The organism is Pirellulales bacterium, from assembly GCA_019636345.1.
Classification (GTDB): Bacteria; Planctomycetota; Planctomycetia; order Pirellulales; family Lacipirellulaceae.
On the sequence record JAHBXQ010000003.1, the window covers coordinates 247,186 to 263,590 of the forward strand.

Consider the following 16,405-nt stretch of genomic DNA (forward strand, 5'->3'; position numbering starts at 1 on the left):
CCAGCGGCTCTCCTAGAGCGATGTCCGATCGGCGGCCCGATGCTAGCATGGCCAGAGGGCCGCCGGCGGGGAGTTTGAACGCTCGCCCTCCGCACGCCGTCGTTCGGATTCGACTTGCTGTCACTTCCAGTTCTTGGCGCTTGAAGCGATATGACCGCGCTGCCTCCGATGTTTCGCGTGCGACAGCATTTCGACCGGCCGCGGGTCGACGACGTCGTCGCCACGGTTCGCGAGCAGCTGCGCACTCTGCTGTCGCCGTGCAACGTGCAGGCCGGCCAGCGGGCGGCGATCGCGGTCGGCAGCCGGGGGATCGCTGATTTGACCCCGATCGTGCGCACCGTCGTCGGCGAGCTTCGAGCGCTGGGCGTCGAGCCGCTGATCGTGCCGGCGATGGGGAGCCACGGCGGCGGCGCCCCGGAGGGCCAGACGGCGATGCTCGCCACGCTGGGGATCTCGCCCGAGTCGGTCGGTTGTCCGCTCGACGCCGCGATGGAGGCCCCGGTGCTGGCGACTCTCCCCGAGGGGACGCCGCTTCACTTCTCGGCCGCGGCGCTGGCGGCCGACCACGTGCTGATGGTCAATCGCGTGAAGCCCCACACGACCTTCACTGGTCCCTACGGCAGCGGCATGGCGAAGATGCTGCTGTTGGGGCTGGGCAAACACGAGGGCGCCAAGTCGATCCACGCCGCGTCGCGCCGCCTGGCGTTCGAGGCGATCGTCCGCGGCGCTCTGCCGGCGCTGCTTCCCAAGATTCCGCTTCGGGGCGGACTGGCGATTCTCGAGAACGCCTACGAAGAGGTCGCCCGCGTCGTCGCCGTGCCCGCCGAGCGAATTCTCGCCGACGAACCGCCGCTGTTGGAACAAGCGATCGCGTTGATGGCTCGGTTGCCGTTCGACGCGCTCGACGTATTGGTCGTCGATCGGATGGGCAAGAACATCAGCGGCACGGGACTCGACACGAACGTCGTGGGGCGCAAGTTCAACGACAATCACGCAGTCGCCGGCGAGCGGCCGGCGATCGCCCGCATCGTCGCCCGGGCGCTCACCGAGGAAACGCGCGGCAACGCCCTGGGGCTGGGAATTTGCGACTTCGTCACCGAGCGCCTTGCGTCTGCCGTGAACCACGAGTACACCTTCATCAACGCGGTGACCAGCAACCACATCGGCGGCTGCAAGCTTCCCCCGGTGCGGCCGACGGACGAAGCGGCGATCGCCGCGGCGGTCGAATCGCTGTACGACGTCGACCCCGCGGCGATGCGGATCGTCCGCATCGCCAGCACGCTGGAATTGACGGAGTTCGAGTGCTCGGTTGCGCTGGAGAGCGAGGTTCGGGGGAACCCCCGGCTCGAAATCCTCGGCCCGCCCCGCCCCTGGCCGTTCGACCAAGCCGGCGCGCTGGCGTGAGAACGGCAAGGAGCTACAACCCGCGGCGATGGCGTCGGCGGGGGCGTTGGCCGGGGGGAGCCGGCTTCGGGGGCTGCGGCTCGGCGGGGGGCGCGTCGTCGGCGGGGACTTCCTGCGGCGGAGCGGCAGTCGCGACGACCTGGAACCCGTCGATCTCGTCCCGCATCAGCAGTTTGTCGATCAGCATCTCGATCCGCGTCAGTTCGATCCCCTGCTCGGGGGTGACGAACGTGAAGGCGATCCCTTCGCGTCCCATGCGACCAGTGCGCCCGACGCGGTGGACGTAGTCGTCCGACGACTGCGGCATGTCGAAGTTGATGATGTGCGAGATCCCCGACACGTCGATCCCGCGCCCCACGACGTCGGTCGCCACCAGCAGCTTCGCCTCGCCGGCGCGAAACTGCTTCATGACCCGGTCGCGGATGTTTTGGGCCATGTCGCCGTGGATGCAAGTCACCTCGGGGATCTTGTGCGAGATCTTCCGGTGGAGCTTGTCGACCCCGCGCTTGGTGCGGGCGAAGATGATCGCCTGGGCGGGCTGCTCGCGCTCGAGCAGGGCCATCAGCAGGTCGAACTTCCGCGAGTCGTCGACCGAGAAGTACCGCTGCTCGATCGTGTCGACCGTCTTCCCCTTGGGGGAGAAGTCGAGCACCTCGGGATCGATCATGTACCGGCGGGCGAGTCGCTCGACCGGCGGGGCGACGGTGGCCGACAACAGCAGCGTCTGCCGCTTGGCCGGACAGCGGCGCAGGATTTTTTCGATGTCGGGACGGAAGCCGATGTCGAGCATCCGGTCCGCCTCGTCGAGCACGACGAACTCGAGCTGATCGAGAACCAGCGTTCCGCGGGCCAGATGATCGAGCACGCGGCCCGGCGTGCCGATGACGATATCGGCGCCCTTTTGCAGTCGGTCGATCTGCGCACGCAGCGGCTTGCCGCCGTAGACGGCCACGGCCCGCAGCTTGCGCCCGTGGGCGAGTCGTTGGATCTCGTCGCGGACCTGGACGGCCAGTTCGCGGGTGGGGGCGAGCACAAGCGCCCGGGGCTGATGGCCGCGGACCGGCTCGTTGAGCTTCTCCAGGATCGGGATCGCGAACGCGGCGGTCTTGCCGGTGCCGGTGCGGGCCTGCCCCAGCACGTCGCGGCCGGTGAGCGCAACTGGGATGATGCCCGCTTGGACTGGGCTGGGAGTCTCGTACGCCACGCTCTTCAGCGCGGCGAGCATGACGTCCGACAACCCGAGTTCGGTGAATTTGGCGGTGGAAGCGTGTTGAGAGGCCGCGGGCGCGGCGGCAGGATCAGGGGTCAACGTCGGACGACTTTCGTGACAGGAGAGCGCCGCAGCGCGGGGGCGATAGGCCGAGAGTTTGCTTACTTATTTCAGTGCAACACCTTAGCACGCGGAGAGCCGCAAGGTCAACGCTCGGAGCGGGGTGCGGGAATCCCGCGCCAAGGCGCGAGATCTCTCGGCCGCAGCGGCCCGATGCGACCTGGTCGACTTCCTGAAGGGGCGGCGGGTCGAAGGCTCCCCAATCGAGCGGTCGGCTGATAAGCTACGCGGACCGTTTTGTCCGTGTTTTCCCGCCGGAGCCCGCGTTCATGGCCATCCCGTTCGGCACGACCAAGATTCGCCGCGAAGACCTGCCCCCCGGGGGGAACCTGTGCGAACATTGCACGGCCAAGTGCTGTCGGTATTTCGCGTTGCCGATCGACGAGCCGGAGTCGTTCGAGGAGTTCGAGTACCTGCGGTGGTTCTTGCTGCACGATCGGGCGAGCGTCTTCAAGGAGGAGGACGACTGGTACCTGCTCGTGCACACGACCTGCAAGCACCTGCAAGACGACCACCGCTGCGGCATCTACGAAACCCGCCCCCAAATCTGCCGCGACTACACGACCGACAACTGCGAGTACGACGACGAGTGGACGTACGACTTCTACCTGGAAACCCCCGAGCAGGTGTGGGAGTACGAAGAGGCGACGATCCTGCAGAAGGACAAGGGACGAAGCATCCGCAGCCGCAAACCGAACCCGCTGGCGGTGTTGGCGTGAGGGGCTGGCGGCCGCACTCGACCAGAGGAGCGTCGACAATCCCTAGCTGCGATCCCTGGCCGCGACATCCCGCGTCGCCAGCGAGCAAGGGTGCTCGCGGCTGGGGAGCGACGAGCGAATTTGCGATCGCTTTCCCTCACAGCAGCAACCCAGCATTGCACGTCATCGATCCTGCATTATGCCGATTCAACCCCGCACCTTGAAGGGTTTCCGCGATTACCTTCCCGCGCAGGCGATGCCGCGGGAGCGGATCGTCGAGACTGCGCGGCGGGTCTACCGCAGTTACGGCTTTCGTCCGATCGATACGCCGGCGCTTGAGTATCTGGAGATTCTCACCGGCAAGGGCTCCGACGAGACCGACAAGCAGCTCTACCGGTTTCAGGACCACGGCGGGCGAGACGTGGGGTTGCGGTTCGATCTCACCGTCCCCTTGGCGCGGTTCGTCGCCCAGCATTCGCAAGAACTGGGGCTGCCGTTCAAGCGGTATCACATCGCCTCGGTCTGGCGGGGAGAAAATACCCAAGCCGGGCGGTATCGCGAGTTCATGCAGTGCGACTTCGACACGGTCGGCACGACGGCGCTGACGGCCGACATCGAAATGGTCCTCGTCGTGAGCGATCTGCTGACGGCGCTGGAGATCGATGCGTTCACGATTCGCGTCAATCATCGGGCCGTGCTCAACGGGCTGCTCGCCAAGCTGGGGCTCGACGGAAAGTCGGCCGCGGTGCTGCGGGCTCTCGACAAGCTCGGCAAGATCGGCGCCGAGGGGGTGACCGCCGAACTCGGCCGGACTGCCGAGACGACTCCCGCGCAAAACGCCGCGCTCCTATCGCTTGCCGGCTTAGCGGACGAGACGCACGGCAACGACGCGGTCCTCGCCGAGTTGCACGCCCTGGTCGCCGGCAACGAGCAAGGGGAGCGCGGCGTCGCGGAGCTGCGCGAGTTGCTCGCGGCGACCGCCGCGGCCGGGGTCCCGTCGGGGCGGGTGCGAATCGACCCGTCGATCGCTCGGGGGCTCGACTACTACACAGGGATCGTCGTCGAGACGCAACTCGACGACCTGCCGGGGATCGGCAGCGTCGCCAGCGGGGGGCGGTACGACAACCTCGCGTCGACCTTCACCAAGGAACAACTGCCCGGCGTGGGGGCGTCGCTGGGGCTCGACCGGCTGCTCGCGGCGCTCGAGGAATTGGGCCGGTTGCCCGCGGTCGCGACGCCGGCCGATGCGCTGGTCTGCCTGTTCGATGCCGGGCGACGCGACAGCTACCTCGCGCTCGCCGCGCAGTTGCGGGCCTTGGGGATCGGGGTCGAGGTCTACCCCGAGGCGAAAAAACTCGGCAAGCAGCTTCAGTACGCCGACAAGCTGGGGTTCCGCGCCGCCGTGATCATCGGCGGCAGCGAATTTGAAGTGCACCAGGCGCAGGTGAAGCGGCTTGCCACGGGCGAGAGCACAACGGTTGCCTACAACAGGTGCGACGCCGGCGAAATCGCCGCGGCGATCCGGGCGTGTGAGAACAGCCGCGAGCAGACGTAAGCGCTCAGAAAGCGCAACGTCTGTAGCGAACCGCGGATGACCGGCTTGGTCGCCGACGGATTTTGTCAGTGCGGGGCTGGGCGCGCTTGCGGCGGGGCGGCAGGTGCGGAGTAGAATGCGGTATGCTGGGACGCGCCGCGGGCGAGGACGCCGCGGCTCGCCGTCATTGTCACCCCTCGCGTCTTCTCTCATGCTACGCCGAAATCATTATGAGGCCGCGTTCGAAGCGTACCTGCAGGCGCAGTGTGCGCCGTACGTGGCGGTCAACGAGCAGCGGCGAAGCGTTTCGCCGTGGGGGTCGCTCAAGAGCGTCGACTTCGTCGTCACCCCGGCCGAGGGGCGGATGCTGCTGGTCGACGTGAAGGGCCGGCGATTTCCCAGCGGGGTCCGGTCGCCCCAGTATTGGCGCAACTGGTCGACTTGGGACGATTTGCGGAGCATGGCCCGTTGGCAGGACCAGTTCGGCCCCGGGGCGCTGGCGGTGCTCGCCTTCGCCTACGAGGTGATCGGGGAGCGGTCGCCCCTGCCGGTCGACGAACTGTTCTGGTTCCGCGACCGGCGATACGCGATGCTCGCAGTGCCGGTGGCCGATTACGTGCGATTCGCCCGCACGCTATCCCCCAAGTGGCAAACCGTGGCGATGCCGACGGCCCGGTTCCGCGAGTCCGCCGCCCCGTTCGCTGCCCTGCTGCCGCTTGGCACGCCGGCGGGGGGGAATTAGAGTGGTGATTGGCGACTCGTGACGAGCGATCGGCAGGGGCGGATGTCGCCTTGCTCTCTGTCCGTCAATCACGAGTCGTCGACCCGTCACTCACTCTCACCGGCGCCGCCATGCAATGGGCCATCGTTCTCTTGTGCATCATCCTCGGCTCGCTTGGAGCGCTGCGCCCCAGCGGTCGGCAGAAGGACTTTCGGAAGCCGACGGAGTAGGGGAGAAGGCAAGGAGTTGACGCGGCGCGTTCTGAAGGGGAGGACCGGGGACTGCCGTCCGCTCCTCAATCCCTGGCGTCTTGCGCCCTGTCTCGTCATGCCGCGAGTTGTCGCGCTCCGGCACAAAATTCCGCCAGTGCCGCGATGACGGCTTCCTGCTCCGCGGCGGTCATCTCGCCGTAGATCGGCAGGCTCAGCACCTCGCGGGCCGCCCGTTCCGACTCGGGCAGGCTCCCGGGTTGATAGCCGAGCGAGCGGAAGCACTCCTGCAGATGGAGCGGGACCGGATAGTAGATCGCCGCGCCGATTTGCCGTTCGGCGAACAACTGCTGCAACTCGTCGCGACGGCGGCTGGAACCGTCGGGGCTCGTGACGCGGATCGTGAACTGGTTCCAGACGCTGAGGCAGCGGTCGGCGACCGTCGGCAGCGCGATCTGGGGGGCGAAGGCGAACCGATCTCCCGCGGCGAGGTATCGCTCGGCGTTCGCCCGCCGGCCCAGGGCCCAGGCGTCGAGCCGCCGGAGCTTGACGCTGAGCACGGCCGCTTGGATCGAATCAAGCCGGCTGTTGACGCCCACCAGCGAATGGTGGTAGCGCGGATGCTGGCCATGATCGCGGAGGACGCGAAGCTTGGCCGCAAGATCGGCGTCGTTGGTGGTGATCATTCCCCCGTCGCCGCAGCCGCCGAGATTCTTGGTCGGGTAGAACGACAGGCAACCGCACCAGCCGATCGAGCCGGCCCGCAGGCCGCGGTGCTCGGCCCCGATGGCCTGGGCCGCGTCCTCGATCAAGGGGATCGTGCCCGCGACGTCGGCCAGGGCGTCCATGTCGGCGCACTGGCCGAACAGGTGGACGGGGATGATCGCCTTGGTGCGCGCGGTGATCTTGCGGGCCACGTCGGCCGGGTCGATGTTGAACGTGTCGGGCGTCATGTCGGCGAACACCGGCGTGGCGCCGAGTCGCGCCACGGCGCCGGCGGTCGCAAAGAAGGTGAAGCTCGGCAGGATCACCTCGTCGCCGGGGCCGATCTCCAGCGCCATGAGCGGCAACAAGAGCGCGTCGCTCCCCGAGGCGCAGCCGACGGCGTGCTCGGCGCCGCAGTAGTCGGCGATCTCGCTCTCCAACTGCCGGCACGCCGGGCCGTGGACGAACGCGCCCGAACGACAAACCTCGGCGATCGCCGCTTCCATCTCGCCCAGCAGCGGGGCGTTCTGGCGATTGACGTCCAACATGGGCACGGGGGTCGTCGCGAGGATTGCATTCATGGCAAAGGAGCGCCTTCGGCAAGCGGAACAAGGGATCAGGCGACTGCAGCGGCCGGTCGCACCGGGGCGCGGAGGGTAGGATTCGCGTCGCGGGCGGTCAAGTCCGCGCCGGTAGGGGCAAGAGCTCGGCCAAGGCGGCTCAGGAACAGGGCTCGAGACCTCCCCTGCGTGGGGGGAGTGCGGGCCGTTGTCCCGCGAGCCCAGCGGAGGATAATGCAGGCGTCGACGTGGCCGTCGGCCGCCCATGCTAGCATGCCCTCTGTTCCCAGAACCAAGGAGCCTCGTCATGACTCGTCTTGCCGTCCGATTGCCCGCCATGCTGGCGGCCCTCGTCCCGGCGGCGCTCGCGGTCGCCCAATCGGGCATGGTCCCTGCGAGCCCGGCTCACAAACAAATGGCTCGCGACGTCGGCCAGTGGGAAGGCGAGTTCAAGATGTGGATGGACCCCGCCGCGGATCCGATCGTGAGCAAGGCGACCGAGACCAGCAAAATGCTCGGGGACTACTGGCTGCAGACCGAGTTCAGCGGCGAGATCGGCGATCAAAAGTTCGCGGGCCGCGGCATGCTGGGCTACGACCCCGAAAGCAAGAAGTTCGTCGGCACGTGGTGCGACACGATGACCCCCTACATGTCGATCGGCGAAGGGGAGTACGACGTCGACAAACACGCCCTGACGATGACCTACAAAGCTCGCGACCCGATGACCCGCGAGATGCAGTCGAGCAAGATGGTCACGACCTTCGTCGACGACGACACGAAGCAGGCGGTCATGTACTCTGCGCCGGACGACGCCGGCAAGTCGTGGAAGATGATGGAGATCACCTACAAGCGGAAAAAGTGAGGCGAGAGGGCGGAGGTCAGGGGCGCGGCCCAACCGCTCGCGACAGACTCGCCTGACGCCGGCGGCTTGGCGCCGAACGCTCGCCCCGTTCACCGCAACGGCAGTAGCGGCACGTCGTTCTTGTTCGCCTCGATGAACTCGCTGATCGCGCGCTCCTGGTTCGCCAAGGTCTTCTCGACCGCCGCCTTGACGCGGCGGTCGGCGATGCCGTGGGCGAACCAGGGGGCGTCGGTCACGATTTTCTGCTTGAGCGACAGCTCGATTTCGGTCTTTCCCTCTTCGCTGCGACGGAACTGGGTCCGCATCGCGTACCCGGCCAGCCGCTCGCTCCCCTCTTTGAGCTCGACTTTCGAGTCGAGCTCGTCGACCGTGATCGTCACGTCCTGCGCCAGGGCGACGACCTGCTCCCCGACGTAGTCGTCGAGCGTCTTCACCTTGAGCGTGCCGTGCAACTCGAGCCGCCAATCGGGCTCCAGAAGTTTGAGCGACTCGACGTCGCCGCCGATGGCGCTCCATTTCTGCTCGACGAACTCGCTGTCGCCCCCCATCGCGATGATTTGCTTCGCGCCGTCCTTGCGGACGAGCACCTTGCGGACCGTCGTGAAATCGACCGGCAGCGTGAACGAGCGCGTCGAACTTTGTTCGGTCGGGTACTCGCCGCGGAAGATCAGACTGCCTGCGAGGACGACTGCGAAGCAGACTGCCGCGGCGACCGCGAGTTTCTTGGGGCTGGGTTTCATCGATCTCGGCAAACAGGAGGGCAGGGGGGCAAGCGGCCGAAACGACCGGCCGCCTCAAGCGGCAACGCGCCAGTGTAACCCGCCGCAGCGAGTCCCGGCGACCGGCAAAGTCCTCGGGGCGTGGCGCCGGCGCTCGCTTGGTCGAGCAATCGGGAATGCTGCGTCAGGCTTGGTAGTGATACCATTTGCGCACTTGGAAGGGTGGCTGGGGTCGAACGAAATGAGCCCCCAGGGGGATCCTGGGGGCTTCGCTGCGCTGCGACCCCAGCCACCCTTCAATTTGGCAAATGGCATCACTACCTCAGGTTTCGGCGCGTTGCCGGCCCCCTGCCGCTCTGCGTACACTACAGGACTTGTCCGGGAGCGCGGCGGCTCCCAGGCGCCATGACGATTTCTCCGAGGTCCCGACCGTGACGATCCCTGGCCTGCCGTATGCTCTTGTCCTGAGCGCTCTGCTCTGTTCGTCGCTCCCCCTCGGCAGCGGCGCGGAAGCCTTCGCGGCCGATCTTGCGGCGCGGGTCGCCGAACTCCGCGGCCGGATGACCGCCGACGCCGCCGGGGCCGTCGTGGACGTCAACTTCATGGACGCCGAGGCGACCGCCGCCGACGTGGCGCTCGCGGTCGCCCAGCCGCAACTCAAGTCGCTGACCCTGTGGGGCGCCCAGATCGACGACGCGGTCGTCGCCCTGTTGCCGCAGGCGAAGAACCTGCAGTCGCTCGTCCTGGAGAACACCTCGGTCACCGACGCGGGTCTTGCGCCGCTCGCAGAACTCCCGCAGTTGCGGCAGCTCAATCTGCACCGCTCGGCCCAGCTCACCAGCGCCGGCGCGGACCAGATCGCCAAGCTCGCCGACTTGACTCATCTCATGGCCCCGTACACGAAATTCAACGACGACGCGGTCGCCAAGCTGACCTCGCTGAAGAAGCTGCGCCTGTTGGACTTGCGGGGATGCACGCTGTCGGACGGCGCGATGAGCGTGGTGGACGACTTGCCGCTGCTTGTCAGTTTGAAGCTGCGCAGCCCGTCGATCAGCGACAAAGGGCTCGCGACGATCGCCACCCGACGCGGACTTCGCGGACTCCATCTCGAAGACGCGCGGCTCACCAACGACGGCATGCAGCAGCTCGCCGAGCTGACGGAACTCGACGACCTCAACCTGCTGCGCGTCCCCATCGACAACGACGGCTTGGCGCCGCTCGCCAAGCTCTCCAAGATGCGGCAGCTCAACCTCCGCGGCACGTTCGTCTCCGACGACGGGCTCGAGAACTTGGCCGGCATGTCTCAGTTGTTCAAACTCGACCTCAGCGAAACCGAGGTCGAAGGGCCGGGGCTCGCGCACTTGGCCAAGCTCCCTCAACTGCGGTGGCTGAACTTGTGGGCGACCTATGCCGACGACGATGCGCTCGATCATGTCGCCCAGATGGAGGCGCTTGAGCATCTGAATCTCGACAACACGATGGTCGGCGACGCCGGCGTCGCGAAACTCGCGGGTCTCAAGAAGCTCAAGACGCTCGGACTGTCGCAAACGTCAGTCTCGGCCGGGGCGATCGACAAACTCAAAGCGGCGATCCCGGGGCTCAAGATCCAGCGTTAGCGGATTGCGCTTGATTGCGCCTCGCGTCTTTGCACGCAAGCTTCTTGAAGGCGAGTCGCGCTCTGCGCTGCGGGTCGAGAGAGTCGCTGTCGATTCGCCCCCCCCCGATCGCGGCGGAGGTCACAGCACGCTGAAGCGGAGGTCGTAGAAGCCGACCCCTTTGACGGCGTCGGTGTTGAGCGACGAATTGACGACCTTGGCGATCTTTTCGCGGAGGTTGGTCAGTTCGGGGTCCTCGACGTCGGCATGCGTAAGCGTCCGGACGGCGATCAGCATTCGATTGCGGAGCACCGCGTCCCCTTGCTTGATTTCTTTCTCGACCGCCTTGCGATTGCGGTTGGGGACTTGGCCGAAGGCGTGGAAGTCGACGACTCCCCCGACCGGTGCATGGGGGAGCTTGGGGAGCGTGATCCGGTACTTGCCCAGGTCGACGTCTTCGAGCCGCATCCGCTCGGCTTGTTCGCGCTTCGCCTGGGTCAAGGCCTGAGCGTCGTAGCACCCCGCGGCAAGTCCGACCAGCAGGACGCAGGCGACCGCGGTCCGTGGACTGCGGGTCCGGGCGTCGTCGGGCGTCGCTGGGGTGTCGATCATCGCCATAACCGGTGCGGACGGTACGAATGGTACGAGCGCGGTTGCAGGGGGCGCAGCATCCGCTCGCGGTCGCCCCTCCGGCGCCATCGCCCCGCAGAGAAAACCTAGCTTGCCCGTCGCGGGGTCTGGCCGCGACCTATGATTTCCCTGTCGGCGAAAGCCGCGTTCCGCTCCGTACAATCGCGACAAACGGCGCCTTGCCATGACGACCTCCGCGACTGTTCGTTCCGCAGCGACGTCGTCCGGCCTTCGCGCCGTGCGGTTCGGGCTGGTCCTCGCGTGCCTGTCGGCCGTGAGCGGCTGCGGGGGATCGCATGAGACGGTGCTGGGCGACTACCTGCGCGAGCTGGAGTTCGAGGCGCCGCTCGAGTCGGTCGCCCTCGTGCCGCTCGGCCAGTTTCGCGTTCCGATTGCGATCCGGGTCGGCGAATCGGCGCTCGGCGATCCCCCCGTCTGGATGCGCGTGCAGTTCGAGCTGTTCGCCGAGACCAGTCCCGAGAACGAATCCGCCCTTCGCGATGCGCTCGACCGCTACGACGGCCCGTTCCGCGATTCGGTGATCCGCATTTGCCGAATGACGACTCACGAAGAGCTCGCCGACCCGCGACTCTCGGCCCTGAAGTCGCGACTGATGGACATGGCACGGCCGCTGTTGGGCGAGAATCGGGTGCGCGGATTGATCGTCGACAAGTACAAAGAAGACGTGCTGTGACGTCGTCCGGCGGTGCCGGCTTCCAGCGATCTCTAGCCCGCCCAAGACGAATGACACGATCTGTTTGCCCGGCGAATTTGTTGCGGACCTTGCTGCTGGCGACGTTCGCCTGCGCGGCGACGTTCGGCGGGGGAGATCGCTGCGCGGCGGCGCAAACGGCGGCGTCGAACAAACAACAGGGCGCCGGCGAGCAGAACTCCGCTGAAAACCGGCCCAAGCCGTTTACGCTCGACCTGGGGGACTTCCATGTGCGCGATTGGCGCCCGACGCGCAACGAGACGCCCGACCTGCGGTTCTCCGTGGCGGTCGTGTTCGCCCCCGAGACGAGCGAGCTGACCCGCGAGCGGTTGCGGCACTGGACGAACCGGCTTCGCGATCAGGCGATCATCGCCGTCCGGCTCGCCGAAAGCAAAGACTTCGTCGAGCCGACCCTCGATCAGTTGCAGCGTCTGATCCGGGGCCGCATCCGGCGCACGCTTCCCGGCGTCCCGGTGAGCGAGGTGCTGATGACCGACTTCTCGCTCGGCGACGACTGAGCGGGCGGTTCCATGGGCTGCGGTGCGACGAGCGTCGCTACCGCGTCGCCCCGCCGGCACGCTCGGCCAAATTCGGTTCGCCCCCTGCCGCGAGGTAGGCGAACAGGTCGGCGACCTCTTCCAGCGTCAGTGCGTTGAGCAGCCCCGTCGGCATCGCCGAGAGATTGCTCGGCTGGACGTCGTCGATTTCGTCGTGCGGGATCGTCGTTTGCTGGCCGTTGGACAGCAGCACCTTCACTCCTGCGGCGCCAAGGGGCACGACCATCCCCGCGTAGCTCTTGCCGTTGGCGATGACGACTTTGCTGGCGTATTGGTCCGAGATGACGTGCGACGGGTAGACGATCGACTGCAGAATCTCCTTCTGTTGGAACCGACGGGCGACGGCGGTCAGGTCGGGTCCGATCGTCTCGCCCCTTGCCCCGCAGCGGTGACAGCTTGCGCACTGGGCTTTGACGAACGCCGCGGCGCCCCGCTCGGCGCTGCCGGTTTTCCCGGCGTCGCTGGCGAGGAACATCGCCAGTTCGTCGAAGCTCCATTTGTCGCGGCCCGCGTCGGCGGGGAGTTCGGCCGGCGGGGCGTCGGGAAACCGCTTTGCGTACCACTGCTGCCAGGCGACCAAGGCCCGCGCGGGATCCGCCGCGCTCGCCGTGACAACCTGCCCCGCCCAGTGCGCCAACAGCGAATCGGCCGCGGCGGCCGCGTTCCCCTGCAGTCGCATGCCCGTGAGGATCGCGTCACGGTACGGCGGCGCTTCCGTGGGCCGCTCGTCGACCCCGACGAGCGCCTCCATGATCGCTTCGGCCGCGGGACTCTCGGCCGTACGAAGCGACTCGACCAACAGCGGCCAGCTCTCCCCCTGCGGGTGCTGGGTGAGGCTCATTGCCGCGGCGTCGCGATACTCGGGCTCGTCGCGGAAAATACGCCGCAAGTGGGCCAGCGAAGTCGCATCGTCGGCTCCTCCCAGAACGGCGATGATCGCCACCCGCAACCGGCGGTGGGCGTTGCTCTCCGCACAGCGCGGGGCGACCCGGCCGTCGAGCGCCCGGACCTCGGCCAGCACGTCGTCGCCCGGATGCTCGGGCAGGCTGGCCAGGGCCGAGAGCGCCGAGGCGGGCCATTGCTCGCCCTGGGCGATGATCTGCCGCCGCTCGGGCAGGGTGAGCTTGTCGAAAAACTCGCGGGCGAACAGTTCGACGTATGCCGAAACGCTGTAGCCGGCCTCGACCGTGCGCGCCTCCTCCAGACCTCGCATCAGGGCCAGCTTCGACGCGGTGGTCCAGCCGACCGCCAATCGCGGGGCGTAGGCGAGGATCTGCAGCTTGTCCTCGTACGGCTGATCGGGTTGTTCAAGCTGTGCAGCGAACTTGGCCGCGGCCTGCGGCGCCTGCACGTGAACCAATAGCCGCACTAGCTCGCGGTTCGCCCGGACGTCGCTCGTCGGGTACAAGGGCGCGAGCGTCGCGGCGACTTGCTGCGCTTCGCTCGACTCGGGGACGAACTGGCCGAACTCCAGCGCGATTTCGATCAGCCGCAGCACGTTGAGCCGCTGGTCGTCGGTGAGTCGCGAGCCGCGGGTCGAGGGTTCCAGCAGCGGCAGCGCCCGCTGCAACGCCGCCTTGCACGTGGCCGGCGGGTGATCCACGGCCAACAGCGCCGCCACGCCGTAGCAGAACGGCGTCGGTTCGGTTTGCTTGAGCGCCGCGGCGGCCCAGTCCCGGACCGGCATCTGCTGCAGGGCCCGCATCGCGGCGAACCGGACAAACCGATCCTCGTCGGCCAGCAGCGGCAGGACCAGGTCCGGTTGCGCACCGTCCCAACGGGCGATCGCCTCGCACGCGGCCCGCCGGACCAGCGCATCGCGGTCGGAGGCAAGCTGCGCAAGCAGTTGGAAGTCGGCGTTCGCGGCGGCTCCGCTCTGCCGAAACGGCACGCCTTCGCGCACGGTTCGTCGAGCAAGGGCGCTTGCGGAAATGTTCGCCCCCGCGACATGTCGCGCCGCGCGAGCGCGGAGTTCCGGCTCCTGGTCGTGAACCAGCGCGACGAGCAGGTCCTCGTTCGGCTTCGGGCCGAAGAACACCATCAGGTCGATCGCGCGCAGGCGATCGGTCGTTTTGCGACGAGCGTCTCCGGCGACCGCCGCGAGCCCCGGGCCCCACGTGTCGCCGGCGGCGTGCTTGAACCGGGCGATGGCCGCCCGGGCCCAGTCGGCGTCAAGCTGCGGCTGGGCGATCGCCTGCTCGACCGGCGAATCGGAGCCGAGCGCGACGCCCCCGTTCGGGCCCTTGTAACGAACGCGGTACACCCCGCCGTCGGTGCCGCGGCCTCCCGTGCAGAAGTACAGCGCTCCGTCCGGCCCCACGGCGCAGTCGGTTGCGTTCAGCGGCCGGCCTTCGAGGAACTCGACCCCCTCGGCTTCGTACGTCGCCCCTTGGCGTTCCAAGGTCACCGCGTAGATCCGCCCCGTCGCCCAGTCGCAGGCGAACATCACGCCGCGGAACGCCTCGGGATAGGCCGTATGGTCGTAGAATTCGACGCCGGTCGGCGAACCGACCCCCACCTCCCAAGCGGCGGGCAGGCTGTCGAAGTGGTACTCGGGCCACTTCGACCAACCGCTGCGCCAGCCCATCTCGGCGCCCATCGTCACATGGTTGACCCGCGTGGGGCGATACCACGGCGCCCCGCGGTCCCATTCCATGTCGGCGTCGTAGGTGAACAGCTCGCCTGCCGGATTGAACGCGAAGTCGTAGGAGTTGCGCAAGCCCCCGGCCACGGTCTCGACGAAACTCCCCTCGGCGTCGGTGCGGATCACCGTGCCGCCGGGCGCCGGGATGCCGACCGCGTGCCCGCGCGGATCCTCGTGCTTGGGCCGAATCAAATCCCCTTCGTACCAGTTGCGGTAGGGACTGCGCTCGCCGGGGGTCCCCGCGGCGCGAACGAAGTTGCCCAAGAGGACGTAGATCAACCCGTCGGGACCCAGCCGCACCGCGTGGGCGCCATGCTCGCCTCGACTGCCGGCGAAGTCGATCAGCTTGACGATCTCGTCCGCTTTGCCGTCGCGATTGGCGTCGCGCAAGCGGTAGAGCGCCGGGCCCTCCGGCCCCGTGCCGGTGACGAACACCCGCGAGCCAAGGGCGAGGATTCCCTGCACGTTCTCGATCTTGTCGCAGTAGGTGGTCACCTCCTCGGGGACGCCGTTGCCGTCGCGGTCGGCCAGCCGCAGCAGATGGCCCCCTTCGCGCGACACGAGCATCGCCCCCTGGGCGTCGAAGGTCATCGCGATCAGCGAGCCGACCTCTTCGTCGCGGGCGATCCGCTCGATCTCGAACTCTTCGGACAGGATGAACCGGGCGCCCCGTTCGGCGGAGACGACCTCGTTCCCCCAGGGGAGAGTCGCCCCCAGCCGGCCGAAGCTGCGTGCGGAGAGCCAGTCGCGGTCCGGGAACTCGGGGAGGGTCCAATTGGCGAACTCGCGCACACTGGTTCGCCAGGAGCCGTCGGTGGGGAGCGATTCCCACGATCCGCCGAGGTCCTTCACGACCAACTGTCCGGCGAGCCCCGCAGCGCCGGGTTCAAGATTGGACACCCGCACGGCGATGACGTTCATCCCGGGGCGGAGCAGTTTGGCGACGTCCCACTGCTGCATCCGCCGCCAGTCGCTCGACTTGCCGACCAGCCGGCCGTTGACGTAGGCCTCGAGGACGTTGTCGCCGGTCAGTGCGAGCAACGCCCCCTCGGGGGCTTGCACGCGAAACGACTTGCGGAAAAAGCAATCGGACTGCGGGACTTTGTCCTTCTCGTGCGCGGGGGACCAGATCCACTGCGCCTCCGCGGCGTGCAGGACGCCTGCGCCGAGGATCGAGAACACGACGATCGCCGTCGCCAGCGCGCACCATGCCCGCTGTGCACGAAAGACAAGAACCGACATGACGCGCACCGTTGAACCTTCCCTGGAAACGAGCCGAAATCGAGCCCGCCAGCATACCAGCCGCCGCCCGCAACGACCAAGGCGAGGTTCGCAGCCCCTCGCAGGACGCCCCCTCCACTGGAATTGACCCTCCTCGCACGACTGGGATAGGATCACCTGCTTGGGCGGGTCACTTTGCCCAATCGTTTTCCTTTGCCAACTTCGCCGGCTTGACCGCGCCTCTGCCGCAGGAGGCCCCGGGACGTCGGCGACTCGCCCCGCGATTGCATGATGAAGGTTCTCT

Annotated in this window: 13 protein-coding genes; 8 read left to right on the plus strand and 5 right to left on the minus strand. The window is 67.6% G+C overall.

Translation table 11 applies throughout. The features are described 5' to 3' along the window. Positions 1-150 precede the first annotated feature (150 nt). Positions 151-1,404 carry a [Fe-S]-binding protein gene (locus KF688_08755; protein MBX3425755.1) on the plus strand — a complete coding sequence of 418 codons (1,254 nt, stop codon included), beginning with the start codon at positions 151-153 and terminating at the stop codon, positions 1,402-1,404. Between the two features lie 13 nt (positions 1,405-1,417). On the opposite strand, the gene KF688_08760 is transcribed toward KF688_08755, so the two are convergent. After that, positions 1,418-2,629 carry a DEAD/DEAH box helicase gene (locus KF688_08760; GenBank protein ID MBX3425756.1) on the minus strand — a complete coding sequence of 404 codons (1,212 nt, stop codon included), beginning with the start codon at positions 2,627-2,629 and terminating at the stop codon, positions 1,418-1,420. A gap of 374 nt (positions 2,630-3,003) precedes the next feature. Here KF688_08760 and KF688_08765 point away from each other — a divergent pair, with 374 nt between their 5' ends. From KF688_08765 to KF688_08775, 3 genes are all read left to right on the plus strand, one after another. After that, a complete protein-coding gene (locus KF688_08765) occupies positions 3,004-3,453 on the plus strand; it encodes a YkgJ family cysteine cluster protein (GenBank protein MBX3425757.1) in 450 nt (149 codons plus the stop codon). Positions 3,454-3,631: 178 nt separating this feature from the next. Next, positions 3,632-4,987: a histidine--tRNA ligase gene (hisS, locus tag KF688_08770; GenBank protein ID MBX3425758.1), complete on the plus strand. Its 1,356-nt coding sequence runs from the start codon at positions 3,632-3,634 to the stop codon at positions 4,985-4,987. A gap of 190 nt (positions 4,988-5,177) precedes the next feature. Next, entirely contained in the window at positions 5,178-5,708 is a 531-nt protein-coding gene (locus KF688_08775) for an HYExAFE family protein (protein MBX3425759.1), read from the plus strand. A gap of 304 nt (positions 5,709-6,012) precedes the next feature. Here KF688_08775 and KF688_08780 read toward each other — a convergent pair whose 3' ends face one another. Further along, complete coding sequence (locus tag KF688_08780; protein ID MBX3425760.1) at positions 6,013-7,182, minus strand: DegT/DnrJ/EryC1/StrS family aminotransferase; 1,170 nt, start codon at positions 7,180-7,182, stop codon at positions 6,013-6,015. A 286-nt stretch (positions 7,183-7,468) separates the two neighbouring features. On the opposite strand from KF688_08780, the gene KF688_08785 reads away from it, so the two are divergent. Continuing rightward, the gene (locus KF688_08785; protein ID MBX3425761.1) at positions 7,469-8,023 is read left to right on the plus strand and encodes a DUF1579 domain-containing protein; all 555 of its coding nucleotides are present in this window, start codon (positions 7,469-7,471) and stop codon (positions 8,021-8,023) included. Between the two features lie 89 nt (positions 8,024-8,112). Here the strand turns inward: KF688_08785 and KF688_08790 are convergent, their stop codons facing one another. Then, entirely contained in the window at positions 8,113-8,763 is a 651-nt protein-coding gene (locus KF688_08790; GenBank protein MBX3425762.1) for a hypothetical protein, read from the minus strand. Positions 8,764-9,173: 410 nt separating this feature from the next. Between KF688_08790 and KF688_08795 the strand changes: the two genes are divergently transcribed. Continuing rightward, positions 9,174-10,358, plus strand: a complete 1,185-nt coding sequence (locus tag KF688_08795; protein MBX3425763.1) for a hypothetical protein — start codon at positions 9,174-9,176, stop codon at positions 10,356-10,358. A 120-nt stretch (positions 10,359-10,478) separates the two neighbouring features. Here KF688_08795 and KF688_08800 read toward each other — a convergent pair whose 3' ends face one another. Continuing rightward, positions 10,479-10,949, minus strand: coding sequence for a flagellar basal body-associated FliL family protein (locus KF688_08800; GenBank protein MBX3425764.1), 471 nt, complete (start codon positions 10,947-10,949; stop codon positions 10,479-10,481). A 202-nt stretch (positions 10,950-11,151) separates the two neighbouring features. On the opposite strand from KF688_08800, the gene KF688_08805 reads away from it, so the two are divergent. Both KF688_08805 and KF688_08810 read left to right on the plus strand, forming a co-directional pair. After that, positions 11,152-11,661, plus strand: coding sequence for a hypothetical protein (locus KF688_08805; GenBank protein MBX3425765.1), 510 nt, complete (start codon positions 11,152-11,154; stop codon positions 11,659-11,661). A gap of 50 nt (positions 11,662-11,711) precedes the next feature. Then, the gene (locus tag KF688_08810) at positions 11,712-12,197 is read left to right on the plus strand and encodes a hypothetical protein (protein ID MBX3425766.1); all 486 of its coding nucleotides are present in this window, start codon (positions 11,712-11,714) and stop codon (positions 12,195-12,197) included. A 37-nt stretch (positions 12,198-12,234) separates the two neighbouring features. On the opposite strand, the gene KF688_08815 is transcribed toward KF688_08810, so the two are convergent. Then, positions 12,235-16,122, minus strand: coding sequence for a HEAT repeat domain-containing protein (locus KF688_08815; GenBank protein ID MBX3425767.1), 3,888 nt, complete (start codon positions 16,120-16,122; stop codon positions 12,235-12,237). Positions 16,123-16,405 lie beyond the last annotated feature (283 nt).